Genomic DNA, 24056 nt, shown 5'->3' with positions numbered 1-24056 from the left:
TTCACTGCCCCGCCTCCGTCCGCGTGTTGAGAACATTGATGCCGCGCACCAGGATCGACGGGCAGCCGTGACTGACCGCCGCCACCTGACCGGGCTGCGCCTTCCCACAGTTGAACGCGCCACCGAGCTGCCAGGTGGACGGCCCGCCGACGGCTTCCATCGCGCCCCAGAAATCGGTGGTGGTGGCCTGGTAGGCGACATCGCGCAGCTGCCCGTCCAGCTTGCCGTCGCGGATCCGGAAGAACCGCTGCCCGGTGAACTGGAAGTTGTAGCGCTGCATATCGATCGACCACGATTTGTCGCCGACGATGTAGATGCCGTCCTCGACCCGGGCGATCAGCTCCTCGGTACTGGTGTCGCGGTGCGGGTCCGGTTGCAGCGACACATTGGCCATGCGCTGGATCGGCACGTGGTGCGGCGAGTCCGCGTAGGAGCAGCCGTTGGAACGGTCGAGGCCCAGGCGGGGCGCGAACACCCGATCGAGCTGGTAGCCGACCAGTAGTCCGTCGCGCACCAGATCCCAGCGCTGCCCGGCGACGCCCTCGTCGTCGTAGCCGACGGTGGCCAGTCCGTGCGGTTCGGTGCGGTCGCCGGTGACGTGCATGATCGGGCTGCCGTACCGGAGCATGCCCAGCAGATCAGGCGTGGCGAAGGAGGTACCGGCGTAGGCGGATTCGTAGCCGATGGCGCGGTCGTATTCAGTGGCGTGGCCGATGGATTCGTGGATGGTGAGCCACAGATTGGTCGGATCGATGACCAGGTCGGTGGGTCCGGCGACGACGCTGGGCGCCTTCACCTTCTCGGCCAGCCATTCCGGCATCCGGGCGAGTTCGCCCGCCCAGTCCCAGATTCCGTCGGCTCCGGTGACGTACTCCCAACCGCGCCCTGCCGGCGCGGCCAGCGTGCGCATCGTCTCGAACACCCCGGCGGCCGAGTCGACGGTGATCGCCTCGAGCTGCGGATGCAACCGCACCCGCTGCTGGGTGATCGAGGAGCCGGCGGTGTCGGCGTAGAAGGTCTGCTCCTTGACCTGCAGAACCGAGGCGGTCACGTGGTCGACGCCGTCGGCGGCCGACAGCCGCTGCGAATACTCCTGCAACAGTGCCACTTTGTCGGTAGTGGGGACGGTGAACGGGTCGAGATCGTAGGCCGAGACCCATTCCACGCCGTCGTAGCGCGGCTCGTCGGCCAGTTCGACGCGTTCGCGGTTGAGCGCGCGCAGCGTAGTGGCCACGGTGACGGCGCGGCGCGCGACCTCGGCGGCCGATTCCGGGGTGAGCGCCGCATGCGAGGCGAAACCCCAGGTGCCGTCGACGATCACGCGCACCGCCAGGCCGAGTTCGGCCGCATCGGTGACCGCTTCCACCCGCCCGTCGCGCAACCGGATGGATTGGGTGACCAGGCGATGCACCCGCAGATCCGCGTGCGAGGCACCGGCCGCGGTGGCGGCCGAGAGCGCGGCGTCGGCCAGCGCAACCAGTGGCAGCGAGGTGAATTCGGCGTCGACACGATGCGGCGCGCGGCCGGATCCGATGCTCTCGCCGGAAGTCGGGATGCTCACCCCGCACACGGTAGCCGGTGCCACCGACAGCCGCCGCCGAATACCGCGGGCCTGCACAGTGGTATCGAAGCGGGACGCGGTGCTCGCGCCTACCACGCCCACGCGAGCAGATGTCGTACTGTGCCCGCGTGCCGCCTTCCGCCCTCCGTGATCGCAAACGAGAACGTACCCGCCGCGCTCTGCTCGAGGCCGCAGTCGAACTGTTCGAGACCAGAGGCTATGAGGAAACGACCGTGGCCGATATCGCCGCCGTCGCCGAGGTGGGCACCCGCACCTTCTTCAATTACTTCGCCAGTAAAGAAGAGCTGCTGTTTCCCGAACCCGATGACCGGGTCCGCGCCGCGGTGGTCGCCATCGCCTCGCGGCGGCCGGGGGAGCGTCCGGTGGAAGTGCTGCTACGTGCCTTACGCGCGGCCGGCGACAATCCCGGCGAACACCTCATCGACGATCTCTACGCCCGCATCGCCGCGCTGCGCGCGCAGGTCTCGCGCACCGTCCCCGCGGTGAGCGGGCGCGCGGCCCACGCGCAGCTGGTGGCTCAGCGCGAGATCGCCCGGCAGCTGCACGCGGCGTTCCCGGCCGAATTCGACGAGGTCGGAGCGGCCGCGCTGGTGGGTGCGGTGGTCGGCGCGGTGTCGGGTGCGCTGACGGTGCTGTTCCAGGGCCCGCAGATCGGCATCGAGGACGGGGAACGGTTGCAGCGCAAGATTCACGAGACCACCTCCGAGGTCCTGCGGCCCTGGCTCGCGCGGGTCTGACCTCAGCCGAACTGCTGCCAGCCCAGCCGCAGCACCATCGCGATCACCACCACCAACAGAACTACCCGCACGAATTCCGCGCCCCGGCTCAACGCCATGCGCGAACCCACCACCGCGCCCGCGATATTGCCCACCGCCATCGCCGCGCCCAGCGCCCACAGGATGTGGCCGGTCGCGCCGAAGAAGATCAGCGCGCCCACATTCGATCCGCAGTTGATCACCTTCGCCATGGCCGCGGCCCGCACGAACTCGGTGCCGAGCAGCGTCGCGAAGGTGATGATCAGGAAGGTGCCGGTGCCGGGGCCGAGCAGCCCGTCGTAGAAACCGATCAGCCCGGCGGCCAGGGCCACCACGAGGATGAACTTGCGGCGAGTCGGCGGGTGCGTGGCGAGGGTGACGCCCACCGACGGCCGCGCGGTCACGAAGATCGCCACGCCGACCAGCACCACCAGCACGATCGGAATGAACAGGTCACGATCGATCAGCGACACCGCGGCCGCACCGGTCGCCGCCGCCACGGCCGCGATCAACGCCGCCGGGAGCAGCACGCGCCAGCGGATCGGCACCTTGCGGGAGAAGGTCACCACCGCCGCGGTCGTGCCCGCCACCGCGGAGAGCTTGTTGGTGCCCAGGGCGGTCTGCGGGGCGATACCGGGCGCCACCAGCAGCAGTGTCGGCAGCACGATAAGACCGCCGCCGCCGACCACGGCATCCACCCAGCCGGCAGCCGTCGCCGCGGTCAACAGAACCGCCCAGTCGGTGATCTCCACGATCCAAGACAACCAGAAACATCCCATGACCGGTCCACCGGGGCGGATCGCGTGCGCGTCCGCGCGGTCCGGTGCCGGGCCACCCATACGCTGAACGGCATGCGCAGGTTCAGTCTGTGGCTTCGCGGCAAGCCGATCGTCGCCGACTCGATGCTCGCCGGAGTGCTCCTGGTGCTCGATGTGCTCGGGGTATCGACCGCGCACAACAAAATCTCCTTCGTGGCCCTGTCGCTGGTGTTGCCGCTGCCGATGATCCTGCGCCGGGTCTATCCGCGGCTGATGGCGGCGACCCTGCTCGGGCTGTCGATCACCACCACGGCGGTCAGCTATCTGACCGAGGAGGAGTCCGAGCACGTGGCGCTGCTCGGACTCGGCATCATGCTCTACACCCTGGTGGCCTATGTCGGCCGCCGCGAGGGGCTGCTCTTCCTGGTCGGTCTGGTCCTCGACACCGGTCTGTCGATGCTCGCGACCGGCTTCCCCGCCGGGACCGACCTGGCCTTCGTCGTCGTGCTGTACGCCCTGTGCTGGACGCTGGCCGAATTCATCGGCGCCCGCCACGCCTACGACACCGAGGTCGCCGCGCGCCTCGCGGTCGCCGACTACGACCGGGAACGCCGGGCCCACGACGCGGTGTCGGCCGAACGCACCCGCATCGCCCGCGAACTCCACGATGTGGTGGCCCACGCGGTGAGCGTCATCATCGTCCAAGCCGACGGTGCGAAATACGCGCTGCGCCACGACCCTGATGCCGCCGAGCAGGCCGTCACCACCATCGCCGCCACCGGCCGCGAAGCGCTGCGCGAACTGCGCCGCACCGTCGCCCTGCTGCGCACCGAGCACGCACCCGACCAACTGCCCCAGCACGGCACCGCGGGCCTGGCCAAGGTGGTGGAGATGATGCGCGGCACCGGCCTGGCGGTGGAACTGGAGATGACCGGCGAACTCGACGACATCGCCCCCGAGATCAGCCTCGGCGTGCACCGCATCGTGCAGGAATCGCTGACCAACACCCTGCGCCACGCCGGCGCCCACCCGAAGGCCTGGGTGCGCGTGCAACGCCGCGACGACGATGTGCTGATCGAGGTCACCGACTCCGGTGGCGTGCCGGTGCGGGAACCGGAGAACCGGATCACCGGCAGCGGCCTCGGGCTGGCCGGCATGCGCGAACGGGTCGCGGTGCTCGGCGGAGCCATGGACGCGGGCCGCACCCCCGACGGCTCCTGGCGGGTGCGGGCCACCATCCCGCTGGTGCAGCCCGACTGAGCGGCCCGACGGCACCGCGTACCCCGCCCACTACGCTGTGGTGCGTGCCGATCACCGTTCTCGTTGTCGACGACCAGGAACTCATGCGCATGGGCCTGAAAATGGTGCTCGGTGCGCACCCCGATATCGAAGTGATCGGCGAAGCCGCCAACGGCGCGCTCGCGGTGACCCAGGCGAGCGAGCTCAAACCCGACGTGGTGCTGATGGATGTGCGGATGCCCGTCGTCGACGGCGTCACCGCCACCACCCAGATCGTCGAGGCCGGACACGGCAGCCGAGTCCTGGTCATGACCACCTTCGACCTGGACGAGCACGCCCTGGGTGCGCTGCGCGCCGGCGCCAGCGGTTTCCTGCTCAAGGACACCCCGCCCGAGGACCTGATCTCGGCCATCCGCAGCGTCGCCGCCGGTGACGCGGTGGTCTCACCCAAAGTCACCAAACGCCTGCTCGACCGCATGATCAGCGAGAACCCCGGCCGCACCCGCGATCCGGGCGTGCTCGACGTGCTCACCGCCCGCGAACGCGAGGTGCTCGAACAGATCGCCGCAGGTCGCTCCAACGCCGAGATCGCCGCCCAACTGTTCCTGTCCGAGGCGACGGTGAAAACCCACGTCGGACGGGTGCTGACGAAACTCGGTCTGCGCGACCGCGTGCAAGCGGTGGTGCTGGCCTACGAAACCGGACTCGTCCGCCCCGGCGGGTGAGCTCGGCTACCCGGGTGCGCGGGCCGGGAGAAAAATCGCGGCCCCGGACGTTGAGTGGGTAGATCGTCCGGAAGGAACGTCATGCCCGCAGTTGTATTCCTCGCCTACCTCGTCATCGAGATCGCCGCCTTCGTCGGTGTCGCGCAGTGGCTCGGCGTGATGCCTGCCATCCTCGTGCTGATCGCCTGCTCGGCCGCGGGAATGCTGCTCATCGGCTCACAGGGCCGGCGGGTGTTCGAACAGTTCCGCCGCGCCGGACGCGGCGAGATCACCCCGGGCACCGCCGTGGCCGACGGTGCGCTGGTGGCCGCAGGCAGCGTGCTGATGTTCGTGCCGGGCCTGGTCACCTCGGTGTTCGGGTTGCTGCTGCTCGTGCCGCCGACGCGGGCGCTGCTGCGTCCGCTGGTCGCGGCGGTGGCCGCGCGCCGGATGCAGCGGGTGGCCGCGCGCATGCCCTACCGCGGGGTCGTCATCGATGGTGATGATGTGGTCGACGGCGTCGTCGTCACCGAGTGGTACGACGATCCGCGCCCCGGCGCCCGGCGTGCCATCGAAGGCGCCTGAGGCCCGCGCCGAGTTCGGCGCAGAGGTGATCGGCGCCGCACCCGCCGGTGCCCGGGCGCGGATGCGGCACTGGCAGACTGGTCGATCGTGAGTACCCAGTTGCTGGTCGGTGGTCGTATCTACAGTTCCAGTTCCCCGGACGCGACCGCGATGGCGGTCACCGACGGCACCGTGGTGTGGCTGGGCGCCGACCGGGTGGGCCGCGCACTGCATCCCGATGCCGAGATCGTCGACCTCGACGGTGCTTTCGTAGCCCCGGCCTTTGTGGAACCACACCTGCACACCACCGCGCTCGGCTTGCAACTGACCGGACTGGATCTGTCCGGCGCGCGCTCGCTCACCCACTGCATGGAACTGCTCACCGCCTTCGCCGCAGCGCATCCGGGCGCGGTGATCATCGGTGACGGCTGGGACGAGACCCGCTGGCCGGAACAGCGACCCCCGACCGCCGCCGATATCGATGCCGCCCTCGGCGCCGACCGCGGCAGGCAGGTCTATCTCTCGCGCGTCGACGCGCATTCCGCCGTCGTATCCACCGCCGTGCTCGACGCCGTACCCGAGCTGAGCGGCGCTACCGGATTCAGCCGCACCGAACCACTGCGCGCGCAGGCCCACCATCTGGTGCGCGCTGCGACGCTGGCCGCGCTCGACCGTGCGCAGCGCGACGCCGCCCGGCGCGCCGCCCTCGATCACGCCGCCGCGCACGGCATCGTCGCCGTGCACGAATGCGCGGGCCCGGAGATCTCCGGCGAGACCGACGTGCGCGAGCTGCTGGCCTTCGACCACGGCGTGGAGGTCCGCGTCAACTGGGGACAGGCCGTGCGCAGCGCCGAGGAAGCCAAGGCGCTGGTGGCCGAGCTCGGCGTGCACGCCCTGGCCGGTGACCTGTTCGTCGACGGCTCGCTCGGTTCGCGCACCGCCTGGCTGCGCGAACCCTACGCCGACGGCGAGGGCACCGGATTCGGCTACCTGGACGCCGACGCGATCGCCGCGCATGTGCGGGCCTGCACCGAAGCCGGGATCCAGGCCGGCTTCCACGTCATCGGCGATGCCGCGATGGACGCCGTGGTCGCCGGCATCGGCGCCGTGGTTGACGAACTCGGCGGTCCGGCGGTGGCCACGCGCGGGCACCGGATCGAGCACGCGGAGATGATCGACGCCGAGCAGATCACCAAGCTGGCCGCCTGGGGCGTCATCGCGAGCGTGCAACCCGCCTTCGACGCCGCGTGGGGCGGCCCCGACGGCATGTACGCCGCGCGCCTCGGCGCCGAACGCGCCGCCCGGCTGAACCCGTTCGCGGCCATGGCCTCGGCCGGGATCTCGCTGGCCATCGGCTCGGATGCGCCGGTCACCGGCCTGGATCCGTGGGCCGCGGTGCGCGCCGCCGCCGAGCACCGCACGCCCGGTCACGGTGTCTCGCCGCGGGCGGCCTTCGCCGCCGCCACCCGGGGTGCGTGGCGCGCGGGCGGAGTCCGCGACGGCGTGGCCGGCACGCTGGTGCCCGGCGCGCCCGCCTCATACGCGGTCTGGGAAGCCGGTGAGCTCGTGGTGGCCGCGGCCGCCGATTCGGTGCAGCGCTGGTCGACCGATCCGCGCTCGCGGGTGCCCGGCCTGCCCTCGCTCACCCCGGACGACGCGCTGCCGCGCTGCCTGCGCACGGTGCACCGGGGAGTGACCATCTATGGCGGCTGAGTCCGCCGGATTCTGGTCGCGGCCGGTAGCGGTGCTCAACCGTCATCCGGTTCTCGTCCGTGCGGCGGGGGCGATTGTCGCCGGTCTGTTGCTGTTCGGCAGTTTTCCTCCGCGACCCTGGTGGTTCCTGGCGCCGGTCGGGATCGCGCTGCTCACCCTCGTCGTGCGTGGCGCGGTCCGGCTGCGCGGTGGTTTCGGTTACGGCCTGCTGGCCGGGCTCGGCTTCTTCCTGCCGTTGCTGCCGTGGACGGGCATCTACGTCGGCCCGGTGCCGTGGCTGGCGCTGTCGGCGGCCTGTGCGGTCTATGTCGGCCTCTTCGGTGCGATGGCGCGGCTGCTCGCGACGCTGCCGGGCTGGCCGCTGTGGATCGCCCTGGCCTGGACGACCGCGGAATGGGGTCGTTCCAGTTTCCCGTTCGGCGGATTCCCCTGGGGACGGTTGGCTTTCGGCCAGGCCGATGGCTGGTTCCTCCCGCTGGCCGCCTACGGTGGCGCGCCACTGGTCGGCTTCGCGGTCGCGCTGACCGGCACCGGGATCGCTGCCCTGGTGGTGGCGGTGCGGGGCGGTCAGAAGGTGGTATGCGAGCCGGCCGAGAACGCCGTCGCTGCAGACGACGCGCATGACGCCGCCGAGGCTGCCGGTACCGGCCCTACCCGCCGAGTCGTGGCCGAACCGACCCCAGGGAGCCGACGGCGTGCGGGCCTGGCCGCAGTCCTCGTCATCGCGGTCATGCCGGTGGCGGGTCTGGCGCTGCGCCCCACGCTACCCGGCCCGGACGACGGATACGCGAGCGTCACGGTCGCCGCCATCCAGGGCAGCGTGCCCCGCCTCGGCCTGGACTTCAATGCCCAGCGCCGCGCCGTCCTCGACAACCATGCCCGCCGCACCGAACAGCTGGCCGACGACATCGCCGCCGGACGCGCACCGCAACCGGATCTGGTGATCTGGCCGGAGAACTCCTCCGATATCGACCCGCTGCGCAATGCCGACGCCGCTTCCATCATCACCCGCGCCGCTCGCCGGGTGGGCGCCCCCATCCTGATCGGCGCGGTGCTGGTCAACGACGACCGCACCACCACCAACTCGATGATGGTGTGGACCGAGGAGTCCGGTCCGGCCGAGCGGCACGACAAGCGGATCATCCAGCCGTTCGGCGAATACCTGCCGATGCGCGGGTTCTTCCGGCTGTTCTCCGAATACGCCGACCGCGCCGGTTATTTCGTGCCCGGTGACGGCGACGGCACGGTCCGCATCGACGGTGTCGACCTCGGCGTGGCCACCTGTTACGAAGTGGCCTTCGACCGGGCGTTCCGCGACTCCATGGCCGCCGGTGCGCAGCTGCTGACGGTGCCGACCAACAACGCGACCTTCGGCGACAGCGAGATGACCTATCAGCAGTTGGCCATGTCGAGGGTGCGGGCCGTGGAACACGGACGGGCGCTCGTCGTCGCGGCCACCACCGGCGTCAGCGCCATGATCACCGCCGACGGTGCGGTGCGCCAGCAGACCGAATTGTTCGTCCCCGCCGCGGTGGTCGCCCAGCTTCCGTTGCGCGACTCGACGACGCTCGCGACCCGGCTCGGCGCGGCACCGGAATGGCTGGCCATCATCCTCACCGCGGGCGCGCTGGCGGTCGCGGCAATCCGCCGGCGAACCCGGCCGCGCAACGAGCCGACCGGTCAGGCGTCTTCACCCGAATTTCCGGCGCATCCGTCTGCTCTGTAGGCGGTCGGCTAACCGAACGCCCGTTATCTGTCCGGTCCGATCGGACGCGCGGTCTTCGGGCACCGCTGAATTGATAGTTCGCCCGCCGATTGCCGTGCCTCGAAGAAACCGGCACGCCGGCGTCGGCTTTTCCGGCGTTCCTGTCGTAAAGTTTCCGGCCCCGGCCAGATAGCGAAAATGTAGCTGTCCAAAGTGGCGTTGTGCCAAGGCCGTTGGAAGTGAAACAAATCCGAACCCCCGGCCATCCGGCCGCCATGACGCTCCGAATCATCATTCGTGGACTACGTCCTACGGCTAGGCGCGTGCGCGCCTGCCGGGTGGTGCTCGGGGAGTTGCGTGAACAGCGGCAGAACGGAGTGATTGATGAGTTCATTGGCCACGGATCGTGTCGACCAATGTTCATCGGGCGAATTCTCAGCACAACCGTTCGCCTTGTCGCCTGCGCAGACGGCCCTGTGGTACGCCCAGCGCATTCGTCCCGACGTGCCGCTGACCATCGCGCAGTACGTCGAAATCCACGGTGACCTCGACGCGGGCCGGCTGCTGTACTCGATCGAGCGGTTCGGCGCCGAGACCCAGGTCGGCCTGCTGCGGCTGGTCGAGATCGACGGCGTTCCGCACCAGGTGGTCGATCCGTTCCACCGGCCGGGCTGGGCCCGGGTCGATCTGCGCGGCGAGGCCGATCCGCACGCGGCGGCGATGAACTGGATGAACGAGCACGCCAGCTCGCCCATCGACCTGGACAACGATCCGCTCATCACCAACGCGGTGCTGCGCTACGGCGACAACGACTACATCTGGTACGCCCGCGCGCACCACATCGTCATCGACGGCTACGGCGCCATGAACGCGCTCACCCGCACCGCCGAGATCTACACCGCGATCGAGAACCAGACCGAGCCGGCGGTCTCGCGCGCGACCCCGCTGGCCGAGATCTACGCCGACGAATCCCGCTACCGCGATTCCGCGCGTTTCCGCAGCGACCGCGAATACTGGCTGGAGCAGCTCGAGGGCGTGGGCGGCACGCTCAGCCTGTCCAACGCCAACAGTGCCGTGCCGATGCCCGATCCGGGCCGCCGCCGCGCCACCGCCGTGCTGGACGAGCGCACAGAAGCCGCCGTCATCGCGGCGACCACCGCCTTCGGTGCCGCCAATTCGACCCTGTTCGCCGCCGCGCTGGCCTGCTACGTCCGCTCGGTCACCGGCAACAACGATGTGGTGCTGAGCCTGCCGGTCTCGGCCCGCACCACCGTCGCGCTGCGGCGTTCGGCCGGTGTGGTGTCGAATGTGGTGCCGCTGCGGGTGCGTTTCGCCGAGGACACCACCGTCCGCGATGTGGTCCGCGCGGTCGAATTGCAGATCACCGGCGCCCTGCGGCATCAGCGCTACCGCCACGACGACATCCGCCGCGACTGCGGATACTCCCGCGACGCGCGCGGGTTCTTCGGCCCGATGGTCAACATCATGTTGTTCCACAACGAGCTGAAGTTCGGCAGCCTGCTCGGCTCGCTGCACGTGCTGGCCACCGGCCCGGTCGAAGACCTGTCGATCAACCTCTACAACGGCGTCGGCGACCGCATCCACATCGATTTCGAGGCCAACCCGCAGCTGTACGGCGAGACCGAACTCGCCATGCATCACGAGCGGTTCCTGGACTTCCTCGCGCGCTTCCTGACCGTCGGTACCGAGGCCAAGGCCCTGTCGCTGACCGCGATCACCGACGCCGAACGGCACCGGGTGCTGCACGCCTGGAACGCCACCGAGGCGCCGGTAGCTCCCGACACCCTCGCCGGGATGTTCGGGGCACGTGCCGTGGCCTGCCCGGACGCCACCGCGGTGGAGTTCGAGGACCAGACGCTCACCTATCGCGAATTGGACGAACGCTCCAGCAGGCTGGCCCGCATGCTCATCGAACGCGGGGCCGGGCCCGATCAGGTGGTCGGTGTCTACCTGCGTCGCAGCGTCGAGCTGGTGGTCGGGCTGTACGCCATCGTCAAGGCGGGCGCGGCCTATCTGCCGCTGGACGTCGACTACCCGCGGGAGCGGCTGGAGCGGATCCTGCACCAGGCCGCGCCGGTCGCGGTGCTGACGGCCGCCGCCGACGCCGCCGACCTGCCGGAGCACGCCGACGCACTGATCGTCGACACCGCCGATCTGTCCGGCTACGCCCCCGATCCGATCACCGATGCCGACCGGGCGGCGCCCTTGCGCCCCGATCACCTGGCCTACGTCATCTTCACCTCGGGTTCCACCGGGAACCCCAAGGGCGTCGGCGTCACGCACGCGGCGATCGTCAACCGGCTCCAGTGGATGCAGCACGAATACCCGCTCGACGCCGGCGACGCGGTCTTGCAGAAAACGCCCGCCACCTTCGACGTCTCGGTGTGGGAGTTCTTCTGGCCGTTGCAAATCGGCGCGCGGCTGGTGGTGGCCCGGCCAGACGGACATCGTGATCCCAGCTACCTGGCCGAGGTCATCGCGGCCAAGGGTGTCACCACCGCGCATTTCGTGCCGTCGATGCTGTCGGTCTTCGTCACCGATACCGATGTCCGCGGTTGCCTCGGTCTGCGCCGGGTCTTCTGCAGTGGTGAGGCCCTGCCGCCGGCGACGGTGCGGGATTTCCACGCGGCGCTGCCGGGACCGCGGCTGCACAACCTGTACGGGCCGACCGAGGCCGCCGTCGACGTCACGTACTGGCCCTGCCCGGCCGACCCGGAGACGGTGCCGATCGGTTCGCCGGTCTGGAACACCCAGACCTACGTCCTGGATGCCCGGTTGCAGCCGGTGCCGCCCGGCGGCGTGGGGGAGTTGTACCTGGCCGGAACCCAGCTGGCCCGTGGCTATCTCGGCCAGCCGCGGCTGACCGCCGACCGCTTCGTCGCCAACCCGTTCACCCCGGGTGCCCGGATGTATCGCACCGGCGACCTGGCGCGCTGGCACCTGCGCGGTCGCGGTTCGGCGGGCGGTCCCGAACGCGGTGTCCTGGAATACCTGGGGCGCACCGATTTCCAGGTCAAGATCCGCGGCCAGCGCATCGAACTGGGCGAGATCGAGGCCGCCCTGCTCGCCGACGAGCGGGTCGCGCGGGCGGTCTGCGTCGCCCACACCGGGCGTACCGGCGATGAACTCGTCGCCTACGTCGTCGCCACGCCCGGCGCCCGGGGCGAGGACGCGGCCGACCGGCTCGACACCGCGGCTCTGCTCACCGGCCTGCGCGAGACGCTGCCCTCCTACATGGTCCCCACCGCGCTGATGGAGCTCGACGAGCTACCGCTCAGCGCCAACGGCAAGATCGATCGCGCCGCGCTGCCCGCACCGGCCGCGCATGGGCGGCCCGCCGGACGGGCAGGCATCGCGCCGCGCACCGAGGTCGAGCGGGTGCTGGCGGACATCTTCGCCGAAGTACTCGAAATCGACGATATCGGCGTGGAGGACGGCTTCTTCGACCTCGGCGGGAACTCGCTGATCGCCGCGCGCGCGGTGGCCAGGATCAACGGCACCCTCGGCGCGGGCGTGACCATCCGCGACCTGTTCGAGGCGGGCACGATCGCCGCACTGGCCGAACGATTCTCCACCCACCACCTCGACACCTCCTCACCGGCGCTGCGGCCGACCGGCCGCCCGGCCATCATCCCGCTCTCGCCCGCGCAGCAGCGGCTGTGGATCCTGAACCGGTTCGCCGAGCACGCGGCCGCCTACAACATGCCGCTGGCGGTCCGGTTGGACGGCAAGCTCGATATCGCGGCATTGCGGGCCGGCCTGTTCGACGTACTCGACCGGCACGAGAGCCTGCGCACCACCTTCCCGGAGACCCCGGAGGGGCCCAGCCAGGTCATCCACGCCGCCACCGACATCCCGCTGCATCTGGACGCCATCGATGCCCGCGGCGCTGACGTCGACGCACTGGTCGCCGAATTCGCCGGCTACGGCTTCGATCTGCGTAGTCAGGCGCCGATCCGGGTCGCACTGTACGAGACCGGTCCGGACCGGCATGTGCTGCTGCTGGTGCTGCACCACATCTGCGGAGACGGCTGGTCGGTGGCACCACTCGCGCGCGACCTGATGACGGCGGTCGCCGCCCGCGCCGAGGGCCGGGCGCCGCAGTGGACCCCGCTGCCGGTGCAGTACGCCGATTTCGCGCTCTGGCAGCGCGAACTGCTCGGCGAGGAAACCGATCCGTCCAGTGCGCTGAGCCGGCAGCTGAACTACTGGCGGACGGCGCTGGACGAGCTGCCCGACCAATTGGATCTGCCGCTGGATCGTCCGCGCCCGCTACGCCGGTCCACCGAGGGCGCCCGGTTCGGCTTCACCATCGATCCCGAAACCCGCCGCGCCGCCGGTGAACTCGCCGTGGCACGCGGGGTGAGCATGTTCATGGTGCTGCACGCCGCGTTCGCCACCCTGCTCGCACGGGTCTGCGGCAGCAGCGACATCGTCATCGGCACGCCGATCGCGGGTCGCTCCGATCCGGCGCTGGACGAGCTGGTCGGCATGTTCGTCAACACCCTGGTGCTGCGGACCGAGGTTGACCCGGCGGCCGGGTTCGATCGCATGCTCGACGTCGCGCGCGAAACCGACCTCAATGCCTTCGCCAATGCCGACGTCCCGTTCGAGCGGCTGGTCGAGGTCGTCAACCCGGAGCGCACCAGCGGCAGGCATCCGCTGTTCCAGGTGATGCTGTCCTACGACCGCGCCCCGGAACTGCGGATCGAACTGCCCGGTGTGCACACCGAGGTCCTTCCGCTGGCGGCGGATGTGGCCAAATTCGATCTCCAGCTCGAAGTGCACGACGACACCTCCGACGGGCCGTTGCACGCCGAATTCGGCTACGCCACCGATGTTTTCGATGACACCACGATCCAGGCGCTGGCCCGGCGGTTCACCGCGATCCTCGCCGCCGCGGTCGTGCGACCCGACGCGCCGGTGGGCGACATCGACATCCTGGACCGGCGCGAGAAGTCCGACCTGGTCCCGATCGCGGGTGGCCCCGCCGAACCCACGGTGACGCTGGCACGGCTGTTCGCCCAGACCGCCGAACGGCTGCCGGACGCGGTGGCGGTGCGCTTCCGTAGCAACGACACCACCTACCGTGAGCTCGACGAACGCTCCAATCAGCTGGCCCGCGTGCTGATCTCGCACGGCGCCGGCCCGGAGGTGGTCGTTGCGGTCGCGCTGCCGCGCAGCCTGCATTCGATCCTGGCCATCTGGGCCATCGCCAAGACCGGGGCCGCCTACGTCCCGATCGACCCGGGCTACCCGCGCGAGCGGATCGCGCACATGATCGCCGATTCGGGGGCCCTGCTCGGGCTCACCGATCCGAGTTCGCTGTCGGCGCTGCCCAGCTGGCCCGCCGACCCCGGCAAACACAGCCTGACCACCGGCACCTGGCTGATGCTCGGCTCCGGGGAATTGGATATGGCCTGCGCCGCGCATTCGGCGGCGCCGGTCACCGATGCCGAGCGGCTCGGCGCCCTGCGGGCAGGCCAGCCCGCCTACCTGATCTACACCTCCGGATCCACCGGGACGCCGAAGGCGGTCATCGTCACCCACGGCGGGCTGGCCTCCTTCGCCAACGAGCAGCGCTACCTGTTCGGCGTCACCGATTCCGCTCGCACCCTGCACTTCTCGTCGCCGAGTTTCGATGCGTCGGTGCTGGAACTGCTGCTGGGCTTCGCCGCGGGTGCCACCGTGGTGGTCGCGCCCGCCGACTTGTACGGCGGCAGCGAGCTTGCCGATTTCCTGCGCACCGAACGGATCACCCACGCCTTCATCACCCCCGCCGCGCTGGCCACCGTCCCGTGCGAGCGGCTCGACGACCTGCGCTCGGTGATGGTCGGTGGTGAGGCCTGCACGCAGGCGCTGGTCGACACCTGGGCCTCGCGCTACCGCATGCACAACATGTACGGCCCGTCCGAGGCGACGGTCGCGGCCACCGCCTCGGAGCCGATGCGGGCCGGTGCGCCGATCCCGCTCGGCCACCCGGTGCGCGGAATGCGGCTGTTCGTCCTGGACAACCGGCTGCGCCCGGTGCCGCCAGGAACACCCGGTGAACTGTATGTCTCCGGCCCGGGCATCGCACGTGGCTATCACGGCAGGCATGCGCTGACCGCGGCCCGGTTCCCGGCGAATCCGCACGGGCGCCGCGGTGAGCGGATGTACCGCACCGGCGACCTGGTGGTGGCCGATCCGGCCGGTAACCTGCGCTTCCTCGGCCGCGCCGACGATCAGATCAAGATCCGTGGTTTCCGGATCGAACTCAGCGAGATCGACCACGTCCTGCGGGCGCATCCCGGCGTCGAGTTCGCGATGACCGTGGTGCACACCGACGCCGGCGGACATCAGCGACTGGCCTCCTACGTCACCGGCGCCGAGACGATCGACGCGGCCGCCGTGCTCGACACCGCCCGCGGCAGGCTGCCCGGATACATGGTGCCCGCCGCGGTCACCGTGCTGGACGAGGTACCGGTCACGCCGTCGGGCAAACTCGACCGGAAAGCCCTGCCCGAACCGGTGTTCGCGGCCACCACGTCCTCCCGCGCACCGGCCACCGAACTCGAATTGCGGGTCGCCGCACTGTTCGGCGAAGTACTCGGCAGGCCCATCACCGGTGCCGACGACAGCTTCTTCGACGTCGGCGGTAACTCGCTGCTGGCCACGCGCCTGGCGGCGTCGATCTACCAGCACTTCGGCGTCGAGCTGCCGGTGCGCACGATCTTCGAGGCGCCCACCGTGGCGGGCTTGGCCGCCGCGCTGGCCGAGGCGCCGCGCACCGACCGCGCCCCGCTGGCCGCCTACAGCCCGCGCCCGGAGCGCATTCCGCTGTCGCTGCCGCAGCAGCGCCTGTGGTTCCTCAACCGTTTCGCCCCCGAATCCAGTGCCTACAACATCGCCTTCGCCTTGCGGATCGACGGCGATCTGGATGTCGCGGCGCTGGGGGAGGCGCTGGCCGATCTCGTCGACCGCCACGAGGTGCTGCGCACCCGATTCCCCGACGACGACCTGGGCCCGCACCAGGTGATCCTTCCGGTCGCCGAGGCGGTGCCGGCCGTCGAGCCGACACCGGTCACCGAGGCCGACGTGGACGGCCACCTCGCGCGGCTGGCCCGCCGCGGATTCGATCTGACCACCGAGACCCCGCTGCGGATCACCCTGCTGCGGGTGGACGAACGCCACCATGTTCTCGGCGTCGCCGTTCACCACATCGCCGCCGACGGCTGGTCGCTCGGACCGCTCACCCGCGACCTGGCCACCGCCTACCTCGCCCGGCGCGGCGGGGCCGCGCCGAACTGGCAGCCGCTGGCGGTGCAGTACGCCGACTTCGGGCTCTGGCAGCGGGAGTATCTCGGCGAAGCCACCGACGCCGACAGCCCGGCCGCGAAGCAACTGGAGTTCTGGCGCTCCCAGCTGGCCGACCTGCCCGACGAACTGCCGTTGCCCTACGACCGTCCCCGCCCCGCCGCACCGACCCAGATCGCCGGGACGGTGCAGCGGACGCTGCCCGAACCGGTACGCGCCGCGCTCGCCGAACTGGCCCGTGAACAGGGCGTGAGCATGTTCATGGTGCTGCGCACGGCGCTCGCGGTCTTGCTGCGCGCGGTGACCGGCGGCCGTGATATCCCGATCGGTACCCCGGTCGCGGGCCGCACCCAGACCGAACTCGACGATCTGGTCGGCATGTTCGTCAATACGCTCGTGCTGCGCTCGGACGTCGATCCGGTGTTGGCGTTCACCGCACTGCTGCGGGCCGATCGCGATACCGAACTCGCCGCGATCGCCAATGCCGACATCCCCTTCGAGCGGGTGGTCGAGGAACTCGGCCGCGATCCGCGCGCGACCGGCAGGCACCCGCTGTTCCAGGTGGCGCTCACCGTCCAGGACGCACCGCATCCACGGCTGGAACTGCCCGGGCTGGCCTTGCAGGCGCACGCCCTCGATATCGAACTGGCGAAGTTTGATATCGAACTGCGGGTCACCGATCTGGCCACCGGCGACGACGACGGCGCACTCGAATTCGTCTACGCCGCCGAACTGTTCGACGACGCCACGGTGCAGACCCTGGCCGACCGGTTCGTCACCGTACTGGCGGCGATCACCGCCGAACCCGGCATCGAGGTCGGCCGCATCGACGCGCGCACCGGCGAGGAACGCCGGCGCTTCACCCCCGCCGTCGGTGCGCCCGCGGGCCCGAAGACCACGCTCGCCGAGATCTTCGCCACTGCCGTCGCCGCGCAACCGCAGGGCATCGCGCTGCGCTACGGCACCACCGAACTGACCTACGCCGAGCTCGATGGACGGTCGAATCGGCTGGCCCGCAGGCTGATCCGGCACGGCATCGGCACCGGCGACCGGGTCGCGCTCGGGCTCACCCGATCCATCGAATCGGTGCTGACCGCGGTCGCCGTCGCCAAGACCGGCGCGGCCTTCATCCCGGTGGACCCGAACTATCCGGTCGACCGGGTTCGGCACATGCTCACCGATTCCGGATGCGCCGTCGGCGTCACCGTCACCGCGCACGCCGAACGGCTGCGCGCCGCCGACGACCGCGATATCGCGTGGATTCTGCTCGACGACCCAACCGGCGCCGATTTCGAACCCGCCGCCGACGGTCCGATCAGTGCGGCGGAACGGTTGCGTCCCACCCGCGTCGAGGATCTGGCCTACCTGATCTACACCTCCGGTTCCACCGGCAAACCGAAGGGCGTCGCCGTCACCCACGGTGGGCTGTCGAACCTGGCCGACGAACTGGGTGAGCGGATGCGGGTCCGCCCGCAGGCCCGCACCCTGCATTTCTCCTCACCGAGTTTCGATGCGGCCATCCTCGATCTGCTGCTGGCCTTCGGATCGGGCGCCACGATGATCATCGTGCCGCCGGACATCTACGGCGGCGACGAGCTCGCGGCGCTGCTCACCGCCGAACGGGTGAATCACATGTTCATCACTCCCGCGGCGCTGGCGACCATTGATCGCGACCGGTGGACACTGCCGGACCTGCACGGCCTGATGGTCGGCGGCGAAGCGGTCGGCCCGGAGTTGGTCGCGCGCTGGGCACCGGACCGGACCATGATCAACGGCTACGGTCCGACCGAAACCACCGTGCTGACCACGATTTCCGCCGGCTTCGAGGTCGGACGCCCGATCGCGATCGGCACGCTGGTGCGCGGTGCGCACGCCGTGGTGCTCGACGAACGGCTGCGGCCGGTGCCCATCGGGGTTCCCGGCGAGCTGTACGTGGGCGGGCCGAGCCTGGCCCGCGGCTACCACGACCGGTTCGCGCTCACGGCGGCCCGTTTCGTGGCCGACCCGTACGGTCCGGCCGGTGCGCGGGTGTACCGCACCGGTGACGTGGTGCGCTGGAACGCCGACGGTGAGCTGATCTACCTCGGCCGCAGCGACCACCAGGTGAAGGTGCGCGGTTTCCGCATCGAGCTCGGTGAGATCTCGGCCGCGCTGGCCAGCCACCCGGACGTGCGATTCGCGCACACCCAGGTACGCACCCTCGCCGGCGCGGACCGGGTCGTGGCCTACGTCCAGCCGGCCGGTGGGCGGGAACTCGATCCGGACGTGGTGCGCGCGCACGTCGCCGCCCAGGTGCCCGCGCATATGGTGCCCGCCGCGATCACGGTGCTCGACGAGATCCCGCTGACCCCCGTCGGCAAGCTCGACACCGCCGCGCTCCCGGAGCCGTCGCTGCCCGCGGTCGCGGCGACCCGGGCACCGGCCACCGATACCGAACGCCTCGTCGCCGAGACGATCGCCGAACTGGTCGAGGCACCGGTCACGGGAGCCGACGACAGCTTCTTCGACGTCGGCGGAACCTCGCTGCTGGCCACCCAATTGGTATCGCGGCTCGCCGCGGCGACCGGCACCCGGCTCGAGGTGCGCTCGGTCTTCGCCGCGCCCACGGTGGCCGAACTGGCCGCGTTGCTCGACGGCGGCAGCACTCGGGACGAGCGGCCGCCGCTGGTGGCGGGCCCGCGTCCCGAGGTCGTCCCGCTGTCGGCGGCGCAGCGGCGGCTGTGGTTCCTCAATCGTTTCGAGGGCGCCGAATCCGGTGCTGCCGGCGCTTACAACGTCCCGGTGGTGCTGCGGCTGCGCGGGCGGCTCGACCGCTCCGCACTCGTGGCCGCACTGCGTTCGGTGCAGCGCAGGCACGAGACGTTGCGCACGGTGTTCCCCGAGATCGACGGCGAACCGCGCCAAGTCGTGCTCGATCCGGACCAGGCCGCGATCACCCCGCTGATCACCCCGGTGCCCGGCGATGCCGTGGAGCCGACGGTGCGTGAGTTCGCCGCCGACGGCTTCGATCTCGCGACGACGGTGCCGATCCGGGCCGCGATCCTCACCGTGGCACGCCCCACGGTCGTCTCGAGCGAACTCGACGAACACGTGCTGGTGCTGGTCGTGCACCACATCGCGATGGACGGCTGGTCGCTCGAGCCGCTCGCCGCCGATGTGGCCGAGGCCTACTGCGCGGCCCGGGAGGGCCGGGTGCAGAGCGTGCCCGCGCTCGAGATCCAATACGCCGACTACACGCTGTGGCAGCAGCAGGTGCTCGGCGCCGAGGACGACGCCGACTCGCTGATCAGCCGTCAACTCGACTACTGGCGCACCACCCTGGACCAGCTGCCCGAACTGCTCGCGGTTCCCGCCGACCGGCCGCGCCCGGCCACCCCGTCCTACCGCGGTGGCACGGTGCGATGCACGGTCGACGCCGCCACCCACCGGGAGCTGAACACGGTCGCCGCAGGACATGGCGTGAGCATGTTCATGGTGTTGCACGCCGCGCTCGCGGTGCTGCTGCACCGGATGACGGCCGTGGACGATATCGCGGTCGGCACCCCGATCGCGGGCCGCGGCCACCCGGCACTCGATCGCATGGTCGGCATGTTCGTCAACACCCTCGTGCTGCGCACCCGGGTGGATGGCGGCGCCGCGTTCACCGACCTGCTCGCGGCGGTGCGCGACGGCGATCTGGATGCGTTCGCGAACGCCGACCTGCCGTTCGAACGGCTGGTGGAGGTACTGAACCCGGCGCGGTCGCAGTCGCATCACCCGCTGTTCCAGGTGATGCTGTCGGTGCGCAACGAACCGGTCCGGGTGCTCGAACTGCCCGGCCTGCGCATCACCGCCGACGACGCCGACACCGAGATCGCCAAGTTCGACCTGCAATTCACCCTCACCGAGAACCGCACCGCGGCCGGCGAACCCGGCGGCATCACCCTGGCGATCGACTTCGCCCGGGACCTGTTCGACACCGAGACCGCCGCCCGCTTCGGTAAGCGCTTCGTGCGCCTGCTGTCGGCGATCGCGGCCAATCCGGCCACCCCGGTCGGCGACCTGGAACTGCTCGACCCGGCCGAATGGTCCGAGCTGGCGCCGGTGCGTGGCGCCCAGCCGGACCGTCCGCTCACCCTGCCCGACGTGTTCGCCGCGGCGGCCGCGAGCGATCCACACGCGATCGCGGTGCGCTCCGACGGCACCGAGGTCACCTACTCCGCGCTCGACCGCTGGAGCAACCGGCTCGCCCGCGTGCTCATCGACCGCGGTGTGGGCCCGGAAACCCTGGTGGCGCTGGGTATCCCGCGGTCAGTGGAATCGGTGGCGACGGTGCTGGCGGTGACAAAGACCGGCGCGGCGTTCGTGCCCGTCGATCCGAACTACCCGGCCGGCCGCATCGCGCACATGCTGTCGGATTCGGGCGCCGCAGTGGGCATCACGCTCGCCGAATACCGCGACGGCCTGCCGTCGCAGACCGACTGGCTGGTGCTCGACGCCCCGGACATCCGTTCGCTGGTGCTGGCGGCCTCCGGTGACCCGATCGCCGACGCCCACCGGATCGCCCCACTGCGGCTGGAGAATCCGGCCTACGTCATCTACACGTCCGGATCCACCGGAACACCCAAGGGCGTCACCGTCACCCACGGCGGTCTGTCCAATTTCGCCGTCGAGACCGCGCAGCGCTTCGAGGTGCGGCCGGGCTGCCGGGTCCTGCATTTCGCGACGCCGAGTTTCGACGCCGCCATGCTGGACCTGCTGCTTGCCCTCGGCGGCGCGGCAACACTGGTGATCACCCCGCCGGGTGTGGTCGGCGGCGAGGAGCTGCGCCGGGTGTTCATCGATGAGGCCATCACCCATGCCTTCATCACCACCGCGGCGCTGGGCACCGTCGACCCGACCGGGGTGAGCGAACTGGGCCAGGTGCTCGTCGGTGGCGAGGCGCTTCCGCCGGAACTGGTGAGCCGGTGGGCGCCGGGCCGCAAGCTGTACAACGTCTACGGCCCGACCGAGACGACCATCGTCACGATCATGTCCCAGCCGATGACGCCGGGCGGGCCCATCACCATCGGCGGGCCGATCCGCGGCGTGGACGCCATCATCCTGGATCCGCGGTTGCATCCGGCGGCCCTCGGCGTCACCGGGGAGCTGCATCTGGCCGGCGCCGCCTTGGCCCGCGGTTATCTCAACCGCCCCGGTCTGACCGCGACCAGGTTCGTGGCCAATCCGTACGGCAAACCGGGTGAGCGGATGTACCGCACCGGTGACCTGGTGCGCCTGTGGCCCGGCGCGGCTGCGGGTTGCGCCGATATCGAATACGTCGGCCGCACCGACCATCAGGTCAAGATCCGCGGCTTCCGCATCGAACTCGGTGAGATCGACGTCGCGCTGGGCCGCCACCGTGGCGTCGAACTCGCCCTCACCATCGGCCATCGCACCCCGGCGGGCTCCACCGCGCTGGTGTCGTATGTGAAACCACGCAACGGCGCGGTGGTGACCGCCGCCGAGCTCACAGCCCATCTGGCGGATCTGGTGCCGAATTACATGGTGCCGCAGTCGATCATGCTGATCGACCGGGTGCCGCTGAGCCCGGTCGGCAAAATCGACCGGAAAGCCCTGCCGGAACCGGTGTTCACCGGCGGGCAGGGTTACCGGGCACCGGCGACGGTTACCGAAGCCGCCCTGTGCGCGGCCTTCGCCGACGCGCTGGGCGTCGACCGGGTCGGTGCCGACGACAGCTTCTTCGAACTCGGCGGCAACTCGCTGCTGGCGACGAAGGTGGTGGCGCGGCTGCGCGCCGACGGCATCGAGATGCCGATGCAGATGATGTTCGGCGAGGCCACCCCGGCCGCGATCGCGGCGCGCCTCGACGACAGCGGCGTCGCCGATGCGATGGCCGAGGCCCTCGCACCGATCCTGCCGCTGCGGCCCGATACCGGAGCCAGCCGTGAACCGCTGTTCTGCGTGCATCCGGCGATCGGCCTGGCCTGGTGCTACTCCGGGTTGCTCGCGCATCTGCCTGGCGATCGCCCGGTGTACGGCCTGCAGGCGCCGCACGTGACCGGAGCCGCGGGCTACGGGTCGCTCGCCGAGGCGGCCGACCAGTACGTCGAGCACATCAGGTCGGTGCAGCCGCACGGGCCCTACCACCTGCTGGGCTGGTCGCTGGGCGGGCTCATCGCCCACGAGATCGCGGTGCGGTTGCAGGAGGCGGGCGAACAGGTCGCGCTGCTGGCCATGATGGACAGCTATCAGCTCTCCGACAGCCTGCTCGACCAGGCCATGCCGAGCGTCGCCGACATCATCGGCGAATTCGGCAGCGACCTGATCGACGACGCCGGCGCGCTCGACCAGCAGCTGAGCCTGCCGGAGGCGGCCGCCCTGCTGCGGTCACGGCCGGGGCCGTTCGCGGCGTTGACCGTCGACCATCTGGAACGGCTCTACACCGGCTACGCCGACGGCACGGTGCTGGCCAACAGCTTCCGGCCCCGGGTCTTCCGTGGCGACCTGCTGTTCTTCACCGCGGCCGACGACGAGATCAACCGAGCCGACCGGGACCGGTGCGCGGCCGCCTGGCGTCCGTTCGTCACCGGCGCGGTGCACGACCATCAGCTGCGCTGCACGCACGCGGCGATGACCACACCCGAAGCACTCGCGGTGATCGGACCGGTGCTGCGCTTCCACCTCGACGGCGCGGACCGGCAAGCGAAGGAGACACACAGGTGAGCCTGGCGGTGGAAGTTCTCGGCCTGGTCAAGAACTACGGCCGAGTGCGCGTGCTCGACGGGATCGACATCCAGATCCCGGCGGGCACCGTCATGGGATTGCTCGGGCCCAACGGCGCAGGCAAGACGACCACGGTGCGCATCGTCACCACGTTGCTACGCCCGTGCGCGGGCTCGGTTCAGGTCGCGGGCGTCGACGTGCTGCGCGATCCCGCGGCCGCGCGCCGCCGCATCGGCCTGTCGGGCCAGTACGCCGCCGTCGACGCGAATCTGTCCGGCTACGAGAACCTGCGGATGGTGGCCCGGCTCTACGGCATGTCGCACCGGCAGGCCGCCGCCCGCGCCGGGGAACTGCTCACCGCGTTCGGGCTCGACCATGCCGCCGATCGCCGCGCGGGCACCTACTCCGGCGGTATGGCCCGCAGGCTCGACCTCGCGGGTGCGCTGGTGGCCCGGCCGCCGGTGGTGGTACTGGACGAACCCACCACCGGCCTCGATCCGCGCGGCAGGCTCGACATGTGGCGGGTCATCGGCGATCTCGTCGACGACGGCACCACCGTGCTGCTGACCACCCAGTACCTCGAAGAGGCCGACCAGCTCGCCGACCGCATCACCGTCATCGACAAGGGCAAGGTGATCGCGCGCGGTTCGGCCGACGAATTGAAGACCTCCATCGGCGGTGACCGGCTGACGGTCACCCTCGCCGCCGGCCAGGAAGCCCAGCCCGCACTGTCGGTGCTGGCTCAGGTCGGTATCGGGGAGCCGGTGCACGAGATCGGCACCCAGGATGTGTCGATCGTGGTGGGCGAGGGATCGCGCACCATGGTCGAGGCGCTGCGGCGGCTCGACGACGCCGGTGTGTGTGTCGTCGACGCGACCGTGCATCGCCCCACCCTCGACGACGTATTCCTATCCCTCACCGGCACCGCGGCACCCACGCCCGCGGCGGCGGAATCCGATGACGTACAAGAGGAGATCATGTCGTGAGCCCAGCGCCGGCAGCGGTACGTGAACA

At 70.5% G+C, this 24056-nt stretch carries 10 protein-coding genes; 8 read left to right on the top strand and 2 right to left on the bottom strand.

Annotation, left to right across the window (positions count from 1 at the left end):
- Position 1 precedes the first annotated feature (1 nt).
- Positions 2–1555 carry a TldD/PmbA family protein gene (locus NOCYR_RS16390; RefSeq protein ID WP_048834223.1) on the bottom strand — a complete coding sequence of 518 codons (1554 nt, stop codon included), beginning with the start codon at positions 1553–1555 and terminating at the stop codon, positions 2–4.
- Positions 1556–1689: 134 nt separating this feature from the next.
- On the opposite strand from NOCYR_RS16390, the gene NOCYR_RS16385 reads away from it, so the two are divergent.
- Entirely contained in the window at positions 1690–2319 is a 630-nt protein-coding gene (locus NOCYR_RS16385; RefSeq protein WP_231855939.1) for a TetR/AcrR family transcriptional regulator, read from the top strand.
- Positions 2320–2321: 2 nt separating this feature from the next.
- On the opposite strand, the gene NOCYR_RS16380 is transcribed toward NOCYR_RS16385, so the two are convergent.
- Entirely contained in the window at positions 2322–3089 is a 768-nt protein-coding gene (locus NOCYR_RS16380) for a TSUP family transporter (RefSeq protein WP_014351509.1), read from the bottom strand.
- 99 nt (positions 3090–3188) lie between these two features.
- On the opposite strand from NOCYR_RS16380, the gene NOCYR_RS16375 reads away from it, so the two are divergent.
- From NOCYR_RS16375 to NOCYR_RS16345, 7 genes are all read left to right on the top strand, one after another.
- Positions 3189–4355, top strand: coding sequence for a sensor histidine kinase (locus NOCYR_RS16375; protein ID WP_014351508.1), 1167 nt, complete (start codon positions 3189–3191; stop codon positions 4353–4355).
- 44 nt (positions 4356–4399) lie between these two features.
- A complete protein-coding gene (locus NOCYR_RS16370) occupies positions 4400–5059 on the top strand; it encodes a response regulator (protein ID WP_014351507.1) in 660 nt (219 codons plus the stop codon).
- An 81-nt stretch (positions 5060–5140) separates the two neighbouring features.
- Complete coding sequence (locus NOCYR_RS16365; protein ID WP_014351506.1) at positions 5141–5623, top strand: FxsA family protein; 483 nt, start codon at positions 5141–5143, stop codon at positions 5621–5623.
- A gap of 87 nt (positions 5624–5710) precedes the next feature.
- Entirely contained in the window at positions 5711–7315 is a 1605-nt protein-coding gene (locus NOCYR_RS16360) for an amidohydrolase (protein WP_193364721.1), read from the top strand.
- A complete protein-coding gene (gene lnt, locus NOCYR_RS16355) occupies positions 7305–9041 on the top strand; it encodes an apolipoprotein N-acyltransferase (RefSeq protein ID WP_014351504.1) in 1737 nt (578 codons plus the stop codon). The genes NOCYR_RS16360 and lnt overlap by 11 nt, the downstream gene beginning before the upstream one ends.
- 363 nt (positions 9042–9404) lie before the next feature.
- Complete coding sequence (locus NOCYR_RS16350) at positions 9405–23042, top strand: amino acid adenylation domain-containing protein (protein WP_081505429.1); 13638 nt, start codon at positions 9405–9407, stop codon at positions 23040–23042.
- Complete coding sequence (locus tag NOCYR_RS16345; protein ID WP_014351502.1) at positions 23039–24028, top strand: ATP-binding cassette domain-containing protein; 990 nt, start codon at positions 23039–23041, stop codon at positions 24026–24028. The genes NOCYR_RS16350 and NOCYR_RS16345 overlap by 4 nt, the downstream gene beginning before the upstream one ends.
- Positions 24029–24056 lie beyond the last annotated feature (28 nt).

This window comes from Nocardia cyriacigeorgica GUH-2 (assembly GCF_000284035.1).
Taxonomy (GTDB): Bacteria; Actinomycetota; Actinomycetes; order Mycobacteriales; family Mycobacteriaceae; genus Nocardia; species Nocardia cyriacigeorgica_B.
Note: the sequence above shows the minus strand (reverse complement) of the source record. Positions and strands in the feature narration are given on the sequence as shown.

Bases quoted from the DNA above. Each gene is read 5' to 3' on its own strand.
- NOCYR_RS16365 (WP_014351506.1), top strand. From the start codon at position 5,141: ATGCCCGCAGTTGTATTCCTCGCCTACCTCGTCATCGAGATCGCCGCC.
- NOCYR_RS16375 (WP_014351508.1), top strand. From the start codon at position 3,189: ATGCGCAGGTTCAGTCTGTGGCTTCGCGGCAAGCCGATCGTCGCCGAC.
- NOCYR_RS16350 (WP_081505429.1), top strand. From the start codon at position 9,405: ATGAGTTCATTGGCCACGGATCGTGTCGACCAATGTTCATCGGGCGAA.
- lnt (WP_014351504.1), top strand. From the start codon at position 7,305: ATGGCGGCTGAGTCCGCCGGATTCTGGTCGCGGCCGGTAGCGGTGCTC.